This window comes from Enterobacter cloacae complex sp. SHL009 (assembly GCF_049237205.1).
Lineage (GTDB): Bacteria > Pseudomonadota > Gammaproteobacteria > Enterobacterales > Enterobacteriaceae > Enterobacter > Enterobacter cloacae_M.
Genome location: NZ_JBMKIW010000001.1, coordinates 814,475 through 831,203, shown reverse-complemented (window position 1 = coordinate 831,203; position 16,729 = coordinate 814,475). Strand labels below are relative to the sequence as shown.

The 16,729-nt window shown below is 55.7% G+C and carries 20 protein-coding genes; 12 read left to right on the top strand and 8 right to left on the bottom strand.

Annotated features, from left to right (window positions below; genetic code table 11):
• The first annotated feature begins 1 nt into the window (after position 1).
• On the top strand, positions 2–790 hold the full coding sequence (locus tag ACOTZC_RS04160; protein ID WP_421635602.1) for a hypothetical protein: 789 nt from the start codon (positions 2–4) through the stop codon (positions 788–790).
• Here ACOTZC_RS04160 and ACOTZC_RS04155 read toward each other — a convergent pair.
• From ACOTZC_RS04155 to ACOTZC_RS04145, 3 genes are all read right to left on the bottom strand, one after another.
• The gene (locus ACOTZC_RS04155) at positions 771–1,283 is read right to left on the bottom strand and encodes a GNAT family N-acetyltransferase (RefSeq protein WP_045399086.1); all 513 of its coding nucleotides are present in this window, start codon (positions 1,281–1,283) and stop codon (positions 771–773) included. The two genes, ACOTZC_RS04160 and ACOTZC_RS04155, sit on opposite strands and share 20 nt — an antisense overlap.
• A gap of 18 nt (positions 1,284–1,301) precedes the next feature.
• Positions 1,302–1,706, bottom strand: a complete 405-nt coding sequence (locus tag ACOTZC_RS04150; RefSeq protein ID WP_063408880.1) for a VOC family protein — start codon at positions 1,704–1,706, stop codon at positions 1,302–1,304.
• Between the two features lie 68 nt (positions 1,707–1,774).
• Positions 1,775–2,113 carry a winged helix-turn-helix transcriptional regulator gene (locus ACOTZC_RS04145; RefSeq protein WP_023311611.1) on the bottom strand — a complete coding sequence of 113 codons (339 nt, stop codon included), beginning with the start codon at positions 2,111–2,113 and terminating at the stop codon, positions 1,775–1,777.
• Positions 2,114–2,203: 90 nt separating this feature from the next.
• Between ACOTZC_RS04145 and ACOTZC_RS04140 the strand changes: the two genes are divergently transcribed.
• The gene (locus tag ACOTZC_RS04140; RefSeq protein ID WP_047647844.1) at positions 2,204–2,983 is read left to right on the top strand and encodes an SDR family oxidoreductase; all 780 of its coding nucleotides are present in this window, start codon (positions 2,204–2,206) and stop codon (positions 2,981–2,983) included.
• A gap of 51 nt (positions 2,984–3,034) precedes the next feature.
• On the opposite strand, the gene ACOTZC_RS04135 is transcribed toward ACOTZC_RS04140, so the two are convergent.
• On the bottom strand, positions 3,035–3,613 hold the full coding sequence (locus tag ACOTZC_RS04135; protein WP_047174280.1) for a TetR/AcrR family transcriptional regulator: 579 nt from the start codon (positions 3,611–3,613) through the stop codon (positions 3,035–3,037).
• Between the two features lie 103 nt (positions 3,614–3,716).
• Here ACOTZC_RS04135 and ACOTZC_RS04130 point away from each other — a divergent pair, with 103 nt between their 5' ends.
• Positions 3,717–4,184 carry a DUF1348 family protein gene (locus ACOTZC_RS04130; RefSeq protein ID WP_023311608.1) on the top strand — a complete coding sequence of 156 codons (468 nt, stop codon included), beginning with the start codon at positions 3,717–3,719 and terminating at the stop codon, positions 4,182–4,184.
• Between the two features lie 39 nt (positions 4,185–4,223).
• On the opposite strand, the gene ACOTZC_RS04125 is transcribed toward ACOTZC_RS04130, so the two are convergent.
• The 3 genes from ACOTZC_RS04125 to ACOTZC_RS04115 all read right to left on the bottom strand — a co-directional run bounded on the left by ACOTZC_RS04125 (position 4,224) and on the right by ACOTZC_RS04115 (position 6,659).
• Complete coding sequence (locus tag ACOTZC_RS04125; RefSeq protein ID WP_045399076.1) at positions 4,224–4,763, bottom strand: ester cyclase; 540 nt, start codon at positions 4,761–4,763, stop codon at positions 4,224–4,226.
• A gap of 64 nt (positions 4,764–4,827) precedes the next feature.
• Positions 4,828–5,547 carry an SDR family oxidoreductase gene (locus tag ACOTZC_RS04120; RefSeq protein ID WP_126303244.1) on the bottom strand — a complete coding sequence of 240 codons (720 nt, stop codon included), beginning with the start codon at positions 5,545–5,547 and terminating at the stop codon, positions 4,828–4,830.
• A complete protein-coding gene (locus ACOTZC_RS04115; RefSeq protein ID WP_126303243.1) occupies positions 5,544–6,659 on the bottom strand; it encodes an alkene reductase in 1,116 nt (371 codons plus the stop codon). The genes ACOTZC_RS04120 and ACOTZC_RS04115 overlap by 4 nt, the downstream gene beginning before the upstream one ends.
• 99 nt (positions 6,660–6,758) lie before the next feature.
• On the opposite strand from ACOTZC_RS04115, the gene ACOTZC_RS04110 reads away from it, so the two are divergent.
• On the top strand, positions 6,759–7,670 hold the full coding sequence (locus ACOTZC_RS04110; protein ID WP_126303242.1) for a LysR family transcriptional regulator: 912 nt from the start codon (positions 6,759–6,761) through the stop codon (positions 7,668–7,670).
• Between the two features lie 113 nt (positions 7,671–7,783).
• A complete protein-coding gene (locus ACOTZC_RS04105) occupies positions 7,784–8,098 on the top strand; it encodes a PTS sugar transporter subunit IIB (protein ID WP_045399064.1) in 315 nt (104 codons plus the stop codon).
• A gap of 44 nt (positions 8,099–8,142) precedes the next feature.
• On the opposite strand, the gene ACOTZC_RS04100 is transcribed toward ACOTZC_RS04105, so the two are convergent.
• Positions 8,143–8,511 carry a MerR family transcriptional regulator gene (locus ACOTZC_RS04100; protein ID WP_047174276.1) on the bottom strand — a complete coding sequence of 123 codons (369 nt, stop codon included), beginning with the start codon at positions 8,509–8,511 and terminating at the stop codon, positions 8,143–8,145.
• Positions 8,512–8,607: 96 nt separating this feature from the next.
• On the opposite strand from ACOTZC_RS04100, the gene ACOTZC_RS04095 reads away from it, so the two are divergent.
• The 7 genes from ACOTZC_RS04095 (at position 8,608) to ACOTZC_RS04065 (ending at position 16,673) form a co-directional block, all read left to right on the top strand.
• The gene (locus ACOTZC_RS04095; protein WP_126303241.1) at positions 8,608–9,402 is read left to right on the top strand and encodes an SDR family NAD(P)-dependent oxidoreductase; all 795 of its coding nucleotides are present in this window, start codon (positions 8,608–8,610) and stop codon (positions 9,400–9,402) included.
• Positions 9,403–9,610: 208 nt separating this feature from the next.
• Complete coding sequence (locus ACOTZC_RS04090; RefSeq protein ID WP_023311599.1) at positions 9,611–10,225, top strand: TetR/AcrR family transcriptional regulator; 615 nt, start codon at positions 9,611–9,613, stop codon at positions 10,223–10,225.
• 74 nt (positions 10,226–10,299) lie between these two features.
• Complete coding sequence (locus ACOTZC_RS04085) at positions 10,300–11,409, top strand: efflux RND transporter periplasmic adaptor subunit (RefSeq protein ID WP_047174274.1); 1,110 nt, start codon at positions 10,300–10,302, stop codon at positions 11,407–11,409.
• On the top strand, positions 11,406–14,495 hold the full coding sequence (locus tag ACOTZC_RS04080) for an efflux RND transporter permease subunit (RefSeq protein WP_421635601.1): 3,090 nt from the start codon (positions 11,406–11,408) through the stop codon (positions 14,493–14,495). Before ACOTZC_RS04085 ends, ACOTZC_RS04080 begins: the two co-directional genes overlap by 4 nt.
• Before the next feature lie 34 nt (positions 14,496–14,529).
• Positions 14,530–15,123, top strand: a complete 594-nt coding sequence (locus ACOTZC_RS04075; protein WP_248162262.1) for a TetR/AcrR family transcriptional regulator — start codon at positions 14,530–14,532, stop codon at positions 15,121–15,123.
• Positions 15,124–15,196: 73 nt separating this feature from the next.
• Positions 15,197–15,796, top strand: a complete 600-nt coding sequence (locus ACOTZC_RS04070; RefSeq protein WP_045354851.1) for an NAD(P)H-dependent oxidoreductase — start codon at positions 15,197–15,199, stop codon at positions 15,794–15,796.
• Positions 15,797–16,133: 337 nt separating this feature from the next.
• A complete protein-coding gene (locus ACOTZC_RS04065; RefSeq protein WP_126303238.1) occupies positions 16,134–16,673 on the top strand; it encodes a cysteine hydrolase family protein in 540 nt (179 codons plus the stop codon).
• Positions 16,674–16,729 lie beyond the last annotated feature (56 nt).

The window sequence follows — 16,729 nt, the reverse complement described above, 5'->3', positions numbered from 1 at the left end:
TATGGGAACGGCGATATTTATGGTGCTGATGGTATGCGGGTACTGGTACACCAGCCGCGACCTGTCGACCCGTTTTAAAATCAAGCGCTCCATTGGCTGGGACGTCTATTTCCTGGTGGCGCTGTACGGCTGTATTTTCGTTCTGCAGGGCGTGATTGCCACCGGTCTGCTCTGGCTGCTCCTGCTCGCCCTTTCCGCCGCCAACAACGCTTTCCACTTTGCCTCACCGAAATATACCGACTGGCAAATCGACTTTATGAACTGGAGTTTTTTAGGCATTCAGGCGCCGGTGGTCGTGATGCTGGCGTTTGCCATTCTGTTTTGCCTCTACCGCTCTAACTGGGCAGGCAGCGCCAGGCTGGACGGCGAAAGCCGGAAAAAGCTCTACAAACGTCTGGCGCAGTCGAGCGGTATTGAACAGCTGCTGTATCAGTGTATGGAGCAAGGGGAACTGGCGCAGGTCACGCTGCGGTCGAGGCGGATTTACGTCGGCATGATCCACACCGCGACGCTGGAATATGAAAAAACGGCCAATATCGTGCTGATCCCGATGTTAAGCGGGTACAGAGACGCGAAGACGATGAACTTTCGCATCGAGAATAACTACAGCAGGTGGTATGCGGAGCATGACATCACGCTCGACTCGGAACCCCGCAGCGCCATGTCATTCCGGAAGGTGATTTTACTCAATCAGATTGAGAGCCTCTCGCTGTTCGATCCCGCCAGCGCCAGCGCGCTATCGCTGGCACAGCGCGACGAGAGCTCTCGCCCTAAAGAGACATCCCCATAATTCTGAGAATGCTCTGCTGTGAAGCGGTTTCGAAAAGGACGTTATTAACGCAGAGCATGCCCTGCTTCTGGTAGAACCGGTACGCTCCCGCATTCTGCTCAAGCACTTCCAGCCAGAGATAGTCTTTCCCCCTGCTCCGGGCCATGTCGGTGATGCTGTTGAACATCACCTGGCCATAGTTCTTGCCGGTCTCGGCGGGATCGAGGTAGAGCTTGTTGAGGAGAACCCCCTTCTTGTCCGTTTCCGGGAGCAGGGCTTCCCAGGTCACTTTCATGAATCCCACTGGCCGATCGGTCTCGGCAACATACCAGGAAACAGCGTTCTCTTTCAGGCTCTGTTCAAGTACGGAAAGCGCGTACTCGCCGTCGAGAAAATCCTTCATCTCTGCGTCTGACACCCACAGATGCTGAAAATGGGCGGGATAGATTCGGTATCCCAGCTCGCTTAAAAGCGTTGAATCGGCCCCGGAGGCCTGGCGAATTCGAAGAGTCATGTAAGGTATCCCTGGTAATCACCCGCGTTGGGCATGTTGAAAGAGGTCCCAGCGGTTGCCGTAAATATCTTCAAACACCACCACCGTACCGTACTCTTCCTCACGAGGTTCTTCGCAGAAATGAACGCCTTTGTCTTTCATGGCACGGTAATCGCGCCAAAAATCGTCCGTCTGAAGGAAGAGGAAAACTCTGCCGCCGCATTGATTGCCGATAAAGCTTTCCTGCCTCTCGTTAGAGGCGCGAGCCAGCAAAATATTGCAGTCGCTTTCCGGGTTGGGTGAGACGACCACCCAGCGTTTACCCGGTTGAGGCGTATCTTCTACGAGGGTAAAACCCAGCTTATCTGTGTAGTATTCAATCGCACGATCGTAGTCATCAACCACAATAGCCACGCAGCCAAGGCATCGCTTCTGCGTTCTCATTTTTCGTTTCCTTTGCATAAATGGGTTACGGGCAACGCTATCCCATTGCAGCGTGCTGGCCGCCGGGTTTACTGGCTTGCGTAAGCCTCGCGCTTTTCTGCCCATTTCAGCATGGCATCAAGCGCCGGACATAATGCCTGACCCCAATCGGTGAGGCGATACTCCACTTTCGGTGGCACTTGAGGGTAGACCATCCGCGAAACGATACCATCGGATTCAAGTTGCCTGAGCTGCTGCGCCAGCATCTTCTGGGAAATACCGGGGATCAGTTTTTCGAAATCAGAGTAGCGCTGCACTTTTCCGTCGAAAAGATGAAAAAGAATAATTAATTTCCAACGGCCTTCCAGCAGCCGTAACACTTGCTCCACGCCGCTCGCGGCAGATTCCGGACTATATAACTTACTCATAATTCAGTAGCTCACTTTTTCGTGCGTACTTGTCAATTTCTCAGTCTATGTTGAATATAACTGTACTGTAAATAACGGGAGTGCAAGGTTATGTCATTAGATATTGATTTTAAAGGCAAACGCGTGCTTGTTACCGCTGGCACGAAAGGGCTCGGAAAAGCGGTCGTCGGGCTTTTAAAACAACTCGGTGCAACGGTATTCACCACTGCGCGCCACGAGCCGGACGTAGATATAGCAGATACTTTCGTCGCCGCGGACCTTACGACGGTCGCTGGATGTGCCGCTGTCGCATCTGCGGTTCAGGAACAGATGGGAGGCGTCGACGTGATTATCCATGTTGCGGGCGGTTCAACCTCGCCCGGTGGCGGTTTTGCTGCGCTTGGCGAAGAAGAGTGGCAGCAGGAGCTCAATCTTAATTTGTTGCCTGCAGTACGCTTAGATCGCGCCCTGCTTCCCGGAATGCTCGCGCAGGGAAATGGGGTGATTATTCACGTGACGTCTATTCAGCGCGAGCTGCCGTTACCGGAATCAACAACGGGTTATGCGGCGGCTAAAGCAGCCCTCTCAACCTACAGTAAAAGTCTTTCAAAGGAAGTCTCACCGAAGGGCGTTCGGGTGGTGCGCGTTGCGCCCGGCTGGATCGAAACTGAAGCGGCAGTTGCACTGGCGGAGAGGCTGGCAAAGCAGGCAGGAACAGACTACGAAGGCGGTAAGCAGATTATTATGAAGGCGTTAGGTGGAATACCGCTCGGACGCCCTGCCAGACCGATTGAGGTGGCCAACCTCATCGTCTTCCTCGCTTCATCGCATGCTGCGAGTATCACCGGTACTGAATTTGTGATTGATGGCGGCACCATTCCGACAGTGTAACGCGGGTGCTTAATCGGCTCGGTGCGCGAGTTGATTAAGCACCGGGGAATATCACCGATCGGACAGTTTCTCCAGGCCCTTTTTTAACGCATGTTTTACCGCTTCTGAATCCATGCCCATCTGTGCATGAATAATTGCGCCGTCAATGAGCAGCATGATTTCATTGACGACGCGCTCATCTGCACTCTTCGTCAGCAAGGCAATAATTTTCTTTGTTTCTGACTTATGACTGCGGCATATCTCTTTTATCTCGCTTTCAATATCTTCCGATTTCGCCTCTGCGCTGGCGTTAATAAACGCGCAGCCGTGGAAATCGGGCGAAATAAACCATTCGTAAAGCGTTGCAGATATCGCATCAGCAGGTATTTCGCCTTCATCGAGATGTCGACGCAGCGTGGATTCAAACCAGTTAATCCATATTTCATGCCGATAGTGCAAATAGGCGAGAATAAGCAAGCTCTTACTCGAAAAATGACGATAGAAAGTCACCTTGGTCACTTTAGACGCTTTAATCAGCGTATCCACACCCGTCGCCCTGAAGCCCGTGGAATAAAACAGATCGTGCGCCGTGAGTAATATCTTATCTCTGACGCTGATTTTTGTATCGTTGCCTGCGGGTTCTGTTTTCACTTTTGGCTAGCCTCAAAAAGAATGTTGACAGCGTTATTTCACAGGCATAGATTACCGCAAGTAGACGAACCTGTCTACATAATATAACGCTGAGGTAATCGCAATGAACACACGTCCTCCTTTACCGCCCTTCACTCGTGAAAGCGCCATCGAAAAAGTCAGACTGGCAGAAGATGGCTGGAACAGCCGCGACCCGGCGAAAGTCGCGCTTGCCTATACGCTGGATACCCAATGGCGTAACCGCGCAGAGTTCGCCACCAACCGTGAAGAAGCCCAGGCGTTTCTGGAGCGGAAATGGAAAAAAGAGCTGGACTATCGTCTGATTAAAGAGCTCTGGGCATTTACGGAGAATCGGATCGCGGTGCGCTATGCCTATGAATGGCATGATGATTCCGGCAACTGGTTCCGCTCTTACGGCAATGAAAACTGGGAGTTTGAGCCGGACGGATTGATGAAGCGACGCTTTGCCTGCGTAAACGATATGCCGATCAAAGCCTCTGAGCGGCTGTTCCACTGGCCGCTGGGCAGACGCCCGGACGATCACCCTTCGCTGAGCGATCTTGGCTTATAGGATTTTCGCATCACTCCGGGCCGCCCCGGAGTGATGACCTTACAGCGCGCCCAGCTGTTTCATCAGCGTCAGGTTGTCCTCAATATGCCAGTTAGCTACGATCTTACCGTCACCAATCTCATAAATATCCGTGGCGATAAAATCTATTTTCTGCCCCTTTCCTTTCAGCTTGCCAAATGTTCCGGTGAAGGTGCCGTGAAAATGTAAATGCGAAACCACGCGATCGCCTGAAATAATCATTTGCTCAACGTCACAGCGTAAATCAGGCACGGCTGCACGAAACGCGCGGGAAGCTAAAATAGCGCCTTCCGCCCCCTGCTTACGCCCTTCCGGAGGCGTTTTATCAATAAAGCCTGCCGCCAGGGCATTACGCGCCAGGGTTTCATTACCCGTGTTCCAGAATGAAGCATATTCTCTGGCGACGGCTTCATTCGTCTTTAATTTCGCCTGCGGCAGGCTGTTGTCCACAATTAGCTGCTTCGGCTGCAGCCATTCCCCCTGCGCGGAAATCGCATTGCCCGACAGACCTGCAAAAATAACCATCGCTACAGCCGAATGAAAATACGTCGTATATTTCATGATATCTCTCAATAGAGTATTACATTACCCGCAGTCGATTTCCTGCGGTTCAAATCAGAGAGGGTCAGTTAATTAACGCCCCGCCCTCAATATCAATGACCGACCCCGTGACAAAGGGATTATCAATGGCGAAAAGATACCCTTGAGCGATATCCTCCGCCCTTCCCCAGGCTTTGGCCGGCAGGGTTTCCGCCGCGCCAGCGAGCATTTTTTCCCGCGCGGCGGCATCCATGCCCGCGTACGCTTCCGTGTCGGTCAGCCCCGGACTCACGACGTTGACGCGCAGCGGTGAAAGCTCTTTCGCCAGCACTTTTGTCGCGGCCTCAATGGCGGCATTCATCGTCGTTTTAACAATGGCGCCCGCCACGGTGCGACGCGCCACGAACCCGCTGGTGAACGTCAGCGTACCGCGGGGGGCGATGTTCCCGCCGAGATAGCGGGCGACATTGATGCTTCCCCAGAATTTTGTATCAAAGGCCAGCCTTGCCGCGCGGAGATCCAGCCCGGAAAGAAGCCCTCCCGGAGCCTGTGAACCCGCCGTAACGACAATATTATTGACCTCACCCAGCGTTTCACCGAGTGCGACAAGCTCTTCCTCACGGCTGATGTCCAGCACGAGGGTGTGAACTGACGCGGCGTGGGCGCTAAGCCGCTGTCGCGCGGCGTCCAGTTTTGCGCTGTCGCGTCCCGCAAGAATAATCTCCTCGCCGCGCCCGGCAAGCAGGCTGCCCAAGGCGAAACCGATGCCGGAACCGCCGCCGATAATTAAAGTTTTACGGGTCATAATGTTTCCTCCTGTAGAGCGTACGTTGGGTAATCGGTATATCCCGTGCCGGTACCGCCAAACAGCGTGGCGGGGTCGCGCACCTGGGCAAGAGGCAGCTGGTTTGCCAGCCGGTGGGGCAAATCGGGGTTGGCAATAAACGGACGGCCGAAGGCAATCAAATCGGCATAGTCGGCAGCAAGGATCTTTTCAGCTTTATCAAGGTCATAGTTACCCGCGACGATAAGAGTTCCGCTAAAGGTCTCGCGAAGGGACTGACGGAAACGCTCGGGTACCTGAGGGGCATCATCCCAGTCGGCTTCCGCCAGGTGGATGAATGCAATACCTTTTTGTTCACACCAGGCCGCAAGCGCAAGTATGGCTTCAGAGACCTGCGGGTCGTTCATCCCGCGCTGGGTAATAAATGGGGAAAGGCGGATACCCGTGCGCTCGTGACCAATGGCCTCGGCAATGGCGCTTAACACCTCCTGGGCAAAACGGATGCGGTTCACCAGCGTACCGCCGTACTCATCCGTGCGTTTGTTGGAGGTTTGACGCAGGAACTGGTCTATCAGATACCCGTTTCCGCCATGAACTTCTACGCCATCAAAACCGGCCTGGACGGCATTCAGTGCCGCCTGACGATAGTCCGCGATGATGCTGTGAATATCCTTGCGCGAGAGTGTTCTCGGCTGCGGGCAGTCAACCATCTGGCCTTCCCCACGCTCATTCACCACCCACACCTGCGCGTCTGGCGCCAGTGCTGACGGGGCGACGGGCTGACCATCCTGGTGAAAACTGGCGTGCGACATTCGCCCGACGTGCCAGAGCTGCGAAAAAATCACTCCGCCCGCCTGATGCACGGCGCCCGTCGTGAGTTGCCATCCCGAAACCTGTTCAGGCGAATGGATGCCGGGTGTCCATGAGTATCCCTGGCCCTGAGGCGAAATCTGCGTGGCTTCCGTGATGATTAATCCCGCGCTGGCACGCTGCCGGTAATACTCTGCCATCAGCGCGGAGGGGATATTTCCCGGCTGAAGGGAGCGCGCGCGGGTCATCGGCGCCATGACGATACGATTTTTCAGGTCCAGCGAACCCAGCCTGTAGCGTTCAAAAAGTGAGGTACGTTGCATGATTTTATCCCTTATGGTTTGGATAACATCACTTTACAGTCCGCATCTGATTTTGATAATTACGCTAAAAGTAGATGCACTTTTCGGAAAATATGAATAATGGGCAAACTCGAAGACATGGCTTTACTGGTGGAAGTTGCCGAGGCCGGAAGTCTTTCCGCCGCCGGACGACGCCTGTCGCTTTCCCCCGCGACCATGACGGCCAGGCTGAAGGCGATTGAGGAGCGTTACCAGACGCGCCTGTTTCACCGCTCAACGCGATCCCTCACCCTGACCCGCGCCGGGGAAGAGTTTTACCATGCCGCGCTGCGCGTGCTGGAAGAGATGCATCATGCCGAGTCGTTACTGACGCAAAAAGAGGGCGTGCTCAGCGGCAATATTCGCCTTTCCGCGCCCTCGGATTTTGGCAGACAGTATCTTAGCCCCGCCGTCATTGATTTTTCCCGGCGCCATCCTGACGTTAAATTTTTCATCTCGTTAAGAGAACACATTGAGGACCTGGTCGCTAACCGGCTGGATATGAGCGTGCGTTTTGGCAACCTGCCGGACAGCAGCCTTGTCGTCAGAAATATCCGCCCGAACCATCGGGTGCTGGTTGCCTCCGGGGCGTATCTTAACGACCACGGCGTCCCCGCCACGTTTGCCGATTTAGCCCGGCACCGGTGCCTGGCGCTGGAATCGCAGGGCGTGGTGATGAACGAATGGCGCTTTGAAAAAGATGGCGAGGAAAGCGTCGTTCGCGTAGAGCCAGCCATGGTGTGCGACGACGGGGCTTTACTTCGCCAGTGGGCACTCAGCGGAGCTGGCATCGCGGGGAAATCGTGGTGGGACGTCAAAGACGATGTTGAAACCGGAAGGCTCACGGTACTGTTTGCCGACAGCTTCACCGGCTTTAGCCGATACGATCGCAAAGATGTCGGCCTGCAGCTTGTTTACCCCCAGCGCAAACTGCAGCCGCTTCAGGTCACGGCTTTTAGCCAGTTTTTTCTCGACTGGCTAAAAAAGCAGTAAAATTAAATCGCGTCAGGCATCTGCGGTTAATTTCTCGCCAAAATAAGAGATGGCGCGCATTTCGCTGACAACCTCAGGACTACTCTGTGTGCGGTTTTCAGGAGGTAAAAAATATGAAAAAGCTTCTGATCTGTTGTTTGTTTGGTAATACCGCAAACTCTCTCGCCAAAAAGATGCAGTCTCTGGCAGAACGCGAAGGCTATCCGCTGATGATTAGCGCTGTTGGGCTGGATAACTTCGCCAGCGTCGCTCCCGCTTTCGATGGTTTCCTCATCGCGCCGCACATTCAGTACAAACTCGATGAGATAAAAGAAAAGGTGGGCAATACGCGCTCAATCGCCATTATTGAGAGCCTGCCCTATGCCTCTCTCGACGCGAGGAAAGTATTGAATTTCGTGAAGGAACAGATGCCTGAACTGGCTGCCTGACAGATAAGGCCGCATCGGTTTTGCGGCCTCCTCTCACCCGGCGATCAAAACGTGTCGACGCAAGGCTGACCGACCTTATTTAGGGCGTTTTTCAACCTGGCTCTGAGTTCAATTAACGCCGCTTCTTTCTCTTCAAGCTGCTGCAGCTTGCGGCGCAGAGAAGCCTGTTTTTGCTCAGCGGTAAAGTTGTCGTCAACCCAGACAGCTAAAACCTCTGCAATTTCGGCTAAGGTAAAGCCCAGCATTTTGGCATGCTTGATCATGTTTAAACGCTGTAAATCCACGGCGGAATAAACTTTGTAGTTATTGCTGCGATTGGGCTGCGGGATATTCTCTAATAGCCCCTGTCGCTCATAGTAACGCACCGTCTCTTTCGACAATCCCGTTTTCGCACACAGTTCACCAATTCGCATCGCGTCGCCCTCACCCTGGAAAAATCACGCTTGACCGTGTACCTAAGTGCACGGTTTATCCTGTGCGTCATACATTAGGGAAACGGGATTAAAGATATGAATTCTTTTGATTATACAGGAAAAACAGCGCTGATTACCGGAGCATCTTCGGGCATCGGTCGTGATTTCGCCAGGCAGCTCGCCGCCCGAGGCGTGGCCTTGATCCTCGTCGCCCGCAGCGAGCCAAAGCTGCAGGCGCTTGCCGCAGAGTTGGTCAGAAAGCACGGCGCCTCCATCACGATTATCGTGCAGGATTTAGTGAAGCCGGAAGCCATTCCCCACATTGTGGAACGGCTTGAAACCTTAAGACGCGTCCCAGACATTCTGATTAATTGCGCCGGGTTCGCCACCTACGGGCCATTCGAAAAGCTGTCAATCGACAGGCAGCGTGATGAGATTAACGTAAACTGCATGCCCCCCGTGGAGCTGACTCACGCCCTGCTGCCGGGAATGCTGCAGCAAGGTTCCGGGGTGATTATTAACGTTGCCTCAACGGCCGCGATGCAACCGGATCCCTATATGGCGATTTATGGCGCAACCAAAGCCTTTCTGCTCTCGTTTTCGAACGCGCTGTGGGGAGAATATCGCTCCAGGGGCATCCGCGTCCTGGCGCTTTGCCCCGGCGCAACGGATACGGCCTTTTTTGATGTGGTGAATGCTGAGGAAGCTTCGGTAGGTAAACGAATGCCCGCTCACAAGGTGGTCACCCTGGCGTTGAAGGCCATGGAGAGTAACCGTAGCTACCTGATTACCGGATGCGGTAACTGGCTTCTGGGGCAGCTACACCGGTTCGTGACGCGCAGGCGTCTGGTGCTTATCGTTGAAAAAATATTGCGCCCGCGCTCGGCTTAAGCAAAAACGGCTCTGTTCAGCGCAAGGGAGTTGCGCTGAAATGCTCGCTTATCGCAGACAGATAGATGCCATAGTGCACGAAAAACAGTGATACACTTACCGCATCTGGTTGATCGTCCCGTCTGAACGTTTCATGATGAATGACGGTAACCAAATCTCAAAATGGTCACTCGTTGTTAATCGTAGCCCGTCACGCTAAGCTTAAATAATGACTAAAAATATTAATCCCCCATCAGCACGTGGTCCCCTTGACCACGCTGTCAGAGAGCAAATCGTCGAAGCGGCTTTTGAGCACTTCGGTCACTACGGCTATGAAAAAACCACTGTCGCCGAACTGGCTAAATCTATTGGTTTTTCAAAGTCCTACATCTATAAGTTTTTCGATTCCAAACAGGCTATCGGCGAGGTGATCTGCGCTAACCGCCTGGAGCTGATCATGGCGGCAGTGCTTTCCGCCATCGAGGATGCGCCGTCAGCAAGCGAAAAATTACGCCGCCTTTTCAAAGCGCTCACCGAGGCGGGAAGCGAGCTGTTTTTCCACGACCGTAAGCTATACGACATTGCCGCCGTCGCCGCGCAGGAGCAGTGGCCGTCAACCCAAAAATACAGTGAAAGCCTGATGAAGCTGATCGAGAGCATCATTATCGAAGGCAGGCAGGCCGGCGAGTTTGAAAGAAAAACGCCGCTGGATGAGGTCACATTTGCCGTCTACATGGTGATGTGTCCTTACATTAACCCCGTTCAGCTGCAGTACAACCTCGAAATGGCCCCCACGGCGGCAGTGCTACTCTCTTCACTGATTTTAAGAAGCCTGGCCCCCTGATTTGTGACCATTGACAATTTTGGTCACTAGTCAGAGAATGCGGATACCGTCCTGTTACGTCAAAAAGGTTTCCCATGCTCAGGCTCACTTCAGCCCGCGTTGCCGTTTGTCTTCTGCCGTTTGCCCTGGTGGCGTGCGGCGATATTTCCGCGAGTGACGATCCGCGCACAAAGCCACCGCTTGTCAGATCCGCCTCCGTCGAGCTTGCGAACAATAGCGCCCGCGCCTTCACGGGCGTGGTGGTCGCAAGAACGCAAAGCGATTTAGGTTTCAGAGTCCAGGGAAAAATCCTTGAGCGGCTGGTCGACACGGGGCAGACCGTCAAACAGGGCCAGCCCCTGCTGCGCCTGGATCCGGTTGACCTGAAATTACAGGCTCAGGCGCAGCAGCGCGCGGTGGATGCGGCTCAGGCGCGCGCGCGCAAAGCCACCAGCGATGAGGCGCGCTATCGCGGTCTTGTGGCGTCCGGCGCGGTGTCTGCCTCGGAGTATGACCAGATCAAAGCGGCGGCCGACACGGCCAGGGCCGATCTCAGCGCCGCCCGGGCGCAGGCCAGCGTGGCGCAAAACGCCACGGGCTATGCCGTACTGCTGGCGGATTCAGACGGCGTGGTCATGGAGACGCTCGCCGAGCCGGGTCAGGTCGTCAGCGCCGGACAGGTGGCGATCAGGCTCGCCAGAGCGGGACAGCGTGAAGCGCTCGTCCAGCTTCCGGAAACGCTGCGTCCTGCCGTCGGCAGCGAAGCGCAGGCCACGCTGTATGGCAATGAAAAACATCCTGTCACCGCAACGCTGCGCCTGCTGTCTGACTCGGCCGATGCCGCGACCCGCACGTATGAAGCCCGCTACGTGCTGGATGGCCTGCTGGCGAACGCGCCGCTGGGGGCGACCGTCACGCTGAACATTCAGGACAATAAAGCGGAAGGTCAGGTCATGCAGGTCCCGCTGGCTTCACTCTATGATGCAGGAAAAGGTCCCGGCGTCTGGCGCATTTCCGCCCAGCCGGCAAAGGTCGCATGGACGCCCGTCAGGGTGCTGAGCGTGGGTGAAGATGCGGCGCAGGTCACGGGCGGCGTGAAGCCCGGTGAGAAGATTGTTGCGTTAGGTGCCCATCTTCTGCACGAAGGTGAGGTCGTCAGGCTTGCCGAGCAACGCAGTGCCGCCCTGGCGGAGAATACGCCATGAGCGGAAGCCGCTTCAACCTGTCGGCGCTGGCCGTCCGCGAACGTTCCATTACGCTGTTTCTGATCGTTCTGGTCACGATTGCCGGAATTTACGCCTTCTTTGGGCTCGGACGCGCGGAAGATCCGCCCTTCACGGTAAAGCAAATGACGGTGGTAACCGTCTGGCCGGGCGCCACCGCGCAGGAAATTCAGGATCAGGTCGCCGAGCCGCTGGAAAAGCGCCTGCAGGAACTCAAATGGTATGACCGTACCGAAACCTATACCCGTCCCGGCATGGCGTTTATCACGTTGTCATTGCAGGACAAGACCCCGCCAGCCGAAGTGCAGGAGGAGTTCTATCAGGCGCGGAAGAAGCTTGGAGATGAATCGCAGCGACTTCCGGCGGGCGTCATCGGCCCGATGATCAATGACGAATTCTCGGATGTCACCTTTGCCCTCTTTGCGCTGAAAGCGAAAGGCGAACCGCAGCGGCAGCTGGTACGCGATGCCGAAGGCCTGCGCCAGCAGCTTCTGCACGTTCCCGGCGTGAAGAAAGTGAACATTATCGGCGAACAGGCCGAGCGGATTTACATCTCCTTCTCCCACGGCCGTCTGGCGACGATAGGGCTCTCACCCCAGGATATTTTCAACGCCCTCAACAGCCAGAACGCGTTAGCCGCGGCGGGCTCCATTGAGACCCGAGGCGCGCAGATTTTTATCCGCCTGGACGGCGCGTTCGATGAACTGCAGAAAATCCGCGATACGCCTTTTGTGGCTCAGGGCAAAACGCTCAAGCTGTCCGATGTGGCAACGGTTGAGCGAGGCTACGAAGATCCCCCGACGATGCTGATACGTAATCAGCATGAGCCCGCCCTTCTGCTGGGCATCGTGATGCGTGAAGGCTGGAACGGTCTGGCGCTGGGGAAAGCGCTGGATGCGGAAACGGCGAAAATAAATGACAGCCTGCCGCTGGGCATGTCCCTGACCAAGGTCACCGACCAGTCCGTGAATATTCGCTCGTCGGTCGATGAGTTCATGATCAAATTCTTCGTCGCCCTGCTTGTGGTCATGGTGGTGTGTTTTATCAGCATGGGCTGGCGCGTGGGTGTTGTCGTTGCGGCGGCGGTCCCGCTGACGCTGGCGGTCGTTTTCGTGGTGATGGAAGCCGCGGGGATAAACTTTGACCGCGTTACGCTGGGCTCCCTGATCCTCGCCCTCGGCCTGCTGGTTGATGATGCCATCATCGCCATCGAAATGATGGTGGTGAAAATGGAGGAAGGTTACGACAGAATCAAAGCCTCGGCCTTCGCCTGGAGCCATACCGCCGCGCCCATGCTGGCCGGTACCCTGGTGACGGCCATAGGCTTTATGCCGAATGGCTTTGCCCAGTCGACCGCAGGGGAATACACCAGCAATATGTTCTGGATTGTCGGCCTCGCCCTGATTGCATCGTGGTTTGTCGCGGTGGTGTTCACGCCCTATCTTGGGGTGAAGATCCTGCCGGCGATCCCTAAAGTAGAAGGGGGTCATGCCGCCATCTATAACACGCCTCGCTATAACCGTTTTCGCCAGCTGCTTGCCCGCGTTATCGCCAGAAAATGGCGGGTAGCCGGGTCGGTGGTCGCCATTTTCATTCTTGCCGTGCTCGGTATGGGGCTGGTTAAAAAACAATTCTTCCCGACCTCCGATCGCCCGGAAGTACTGGTTGAGGTGCAGATGCCATACGGTACCTCGATTGAGCAAACCAGCGCCGCAACCGCAAAAATCGAAGCGTGGCTGGGCCAGCAGCCCGAAGCCAAAATTGTCACGGCCTATATTGGTCAGGGTTCGCCCCGTTTTTATCTGGCGATGGCGCCTGAACTGCCCGATCCGTCTTTTGCGAAAATCGTGATCCTGACGGACAGCGAGACATCGCGCGAGGCGCTCAAGCTCCGGCTGAGAGACGCTGTCGCCAACGGCCTTGCCCCCGAAGCCCGCGTACGGGTAACGCAGCTGGTGTTTGGCCCGTACTCGCCCTTCCCGGTTGCCTGGCGCGTGTCGGGGCCGGATGTCGAACAGGTGCATGACATCGCTGACAGGGTGAAAGCCGTGCTCCAGGCAAGCCCGATGATGAGAACCGTCAACACCGACTGGGGTTCACGCGTTCCTGTCCTGCATTTCACCCTCGATCAAAACCGCCTGCAGGCGACCGGCTTGACCTCCAGTGCCGTTGCCGATCAGCTTCAGTTTCTGCTCTCAGGCGTGCCCGTCACCTCCGTGCGAGAGGATATTCGCTCGGTAGAGGTTATTGGACGCGCGGCGGGAGACATCCGTCTCGATCCGGCAAAAATCGAGGGTTTCACCCTTGTCGGCAATGCGGGACAGCGCGTTCCGCTGTCGCAAATCGGCAAGATTGAGATCGGTATGGAAGATCCGATCCTGCGCCGCCGCGATCGCACCCCGACGATTACCGTGCGGGGCGACATCGCTAACAATCTTCAGCCACCGGATGTGTCGGTCGCCGTCATGAAGCAGCTCCAGCCGATTGTTGATGCGCTGCCGCCCGGGTACCGAATAGACATGGCGGGTTCGATTGAGGAATCGGGTAAAGCCACGCAGGCAATGATTCCGCTGTTCCCGATCATGATTGCCCTGACGCTGCTGATCATCATTTTGCAGGTGCGCTCAATCTCGGCGATGGTGATGGTGTTCTTAACCGCGCCGCTGGGGCTGATTGGCGTAGTGCCCGTGCTGTTGATTTTCAATCAGCCGTTTGGCATCAACGCGCTGGTCGGCTTGATCGCCCTTTCCGGCATTCTTATGCGCAATACGCTGATCCTGATCGGTCAAATCGATCATAACCAGAAGGACGGCCTCGAGCCGTTCCAGGCGGTGGTTGAAGCGACGGTCCAGCGCGCGCGCCCGGTCCTTCTGACCGCCATAGCCGCCGTGCTGGCGTTCATTCCCCTGACGCATTCGGTGTTCTGGGGCACGCTGGCTTACACGCTGATAGGCGGCACGCTGGGCGGGACGATCGTCACGCTCGTCTTCCTGCCCGCGATGTATGCGATCTGGTTCCGGATCCGACCTGCGGAACAACGCGTTCAGCACCCTGCAGAAAACGTGTAAACTACCATGAGTAGATAACACTTCTGAGGAAAGCATGGTTGTTAAGCGCTTAAGAAAAGAGGACCGCCGCGTGCAGCTGCTGGAGGTTGCGCGCGGAATCGTTCGTCAGCAAGGCACGGAAGCGCTGACCCTTGGCTACCTGGCCGAACGCGCCAACGTGACCAAGCCTATCCCCTACGATCACTTTGGCGATCGTGAAGGACTGCTGATGGCGCTGTACCAGGATTATAGCGACCGGCAGCTGGCGAAATTCCGCGAGACGCTGGCGGTCGACAGCAAAACGCTGGAGAAGACGATCCGCTTTTTCAGCGCTGCCTATATCGACTGCGCCATTAGCGCCGGGCCTGAGACCGGGCCGATTGCTGCCGCGCTGTCCGGATCCCACGCGTTGCAGACGTTTCGTGAAGCATGCGTGGCCGAATGTGCCGACTGCCTGCGTACCGCGCTTTCCCCTTTTGTTACTCTGAAAGGCGTTCAGGGAGAAGCGGTACTGACGGCCATTATTGGCGCCGCGGAGGCGCTCAGCACTGCCGCTGGCAACGGCGTGCTCGCCCGGAACGTGGCGGAAGATACGCTCAGCGGCGCCATGACCGGCGTGCTGGAGACCTACGTGAATAGCACAAAATGATCGCTGGGGGCGGATTGACACCTAAGTTACCAATAGTAACATAGGCATCAATTCTCACCCATCCGAGGTCGCTATGTCTGCTACAAATGCCATTAATAACGCACTGATCGTGACGGCTCATCCTGTCGACAATTCGTTATCCCATTCGCTGGCAGCCCGTATTGCCGGAAAATTACGCGAGCAAGGTACGCAGGTTGAGATTGCCGATCTGCATGCTGAAGGGTTTAATCCGGCGATGACCCGCGCCGATCTCGATTTGTATCACGGCGATCCGAGCGCCCTTCCTGAAGATATTCTGCGCGAGCAGCAGCGCGTCGAGCGAGCGGATATGCTGGTGTTTGTTTTCCCCGTGTACTGGTGGTCGGTCCCCGCGCTGTTGAAAGGCTGGTTCGATCGCGTATTAACCCTGAACTGGGCGTATAAGGTGGCCGACGATGGCCGGATTGTGGGCAGCTTACGCGATGTTCCCGTCCGCCTGATTGCCACCGGCGGCAGCGATCTCACCGGATTCGACAAACACGGCTATTCGACGGCGATTCAGACGCAGATAATCGAAGGCGTGTTTGGCTTCTGCGGGCTGAAGAACGTTAAGCTCGATATTCTTTACCAGGCAGACGCGGCGACGCCTGAGCAGGTGGAGGAGTTCCTGAAGGGACTAGAGGGCCTTAAATAATCCCGGCTATTCAGTCAGCAAAGGCGTGCACAGCAGGTTACGAGCCTTTGCTGACAGCTTCCTGCCGCTTGATCGTACCCCTACTCAAGTTGGTGTCTTGAAGCAATGAGTTAAGCAACGCTATAACTAACGTGATAATTCCGCATATAGCGTAATGAATAAACAAAGGTCATTCCATGTATCAGTCAGTTCAGCCAACAACCACCCTCACCACCACCGGCACCTTCGGCGGCGTGGGCGTATCTGTAGCGAACTACTGACAAACAGAACCTCAATCCCCGCCAGCCTGGACGGGGAAATACCTCTCCGTTCACCACCCTCTGAATGGAGAAAGAAAATGATTTCTGACAATGCTCTCTTAATTATCGACATGCAGCAGGGCCTCTTCCGGGGCCCGGTCTCACCCTGTTCCGCCGATGCCGTTCTGGCAAATATCCGTTTGTTAATAGCCAACGCGCGCCACGCTCAGGTACCCGTCTTTTTTGCCCGCCATGTTGGACCAGACGACTCCCCCTTCTCAGAGAAGGGGCCGTTAACGCAGCTGATACCCGAGCTGGACGTGAAGGAGCAGGATGTTGTTTTCACCAAGCGCCATCCCAGCTGTTTTCGGGGTACCGAATTGCTGCGTGAACTTAATCAGAGAGGCATCAAACAGCTGGTCATTGCCGGGATGAAAACAGAATTTTGTGTCGACACCACCTGCCGGGCCGCGCCGGAGGTGGGCTTCAGGACGGTATTGATTTCAGATGCACATACCACAATGGATAACGCACATTTATCCGCCACTGACATCATTGCGCATCACAACAGCACGCTGGCCGGCCCGTTCGTGATGCTGTCGACTGCCAGCGGCTGGCATTTTAATACGGTCAGTTGAGTTGGCGGGATCGTCTCTCTCTATCCCGACGCGCCTTTCCGCGCGTCGGGAAAAGT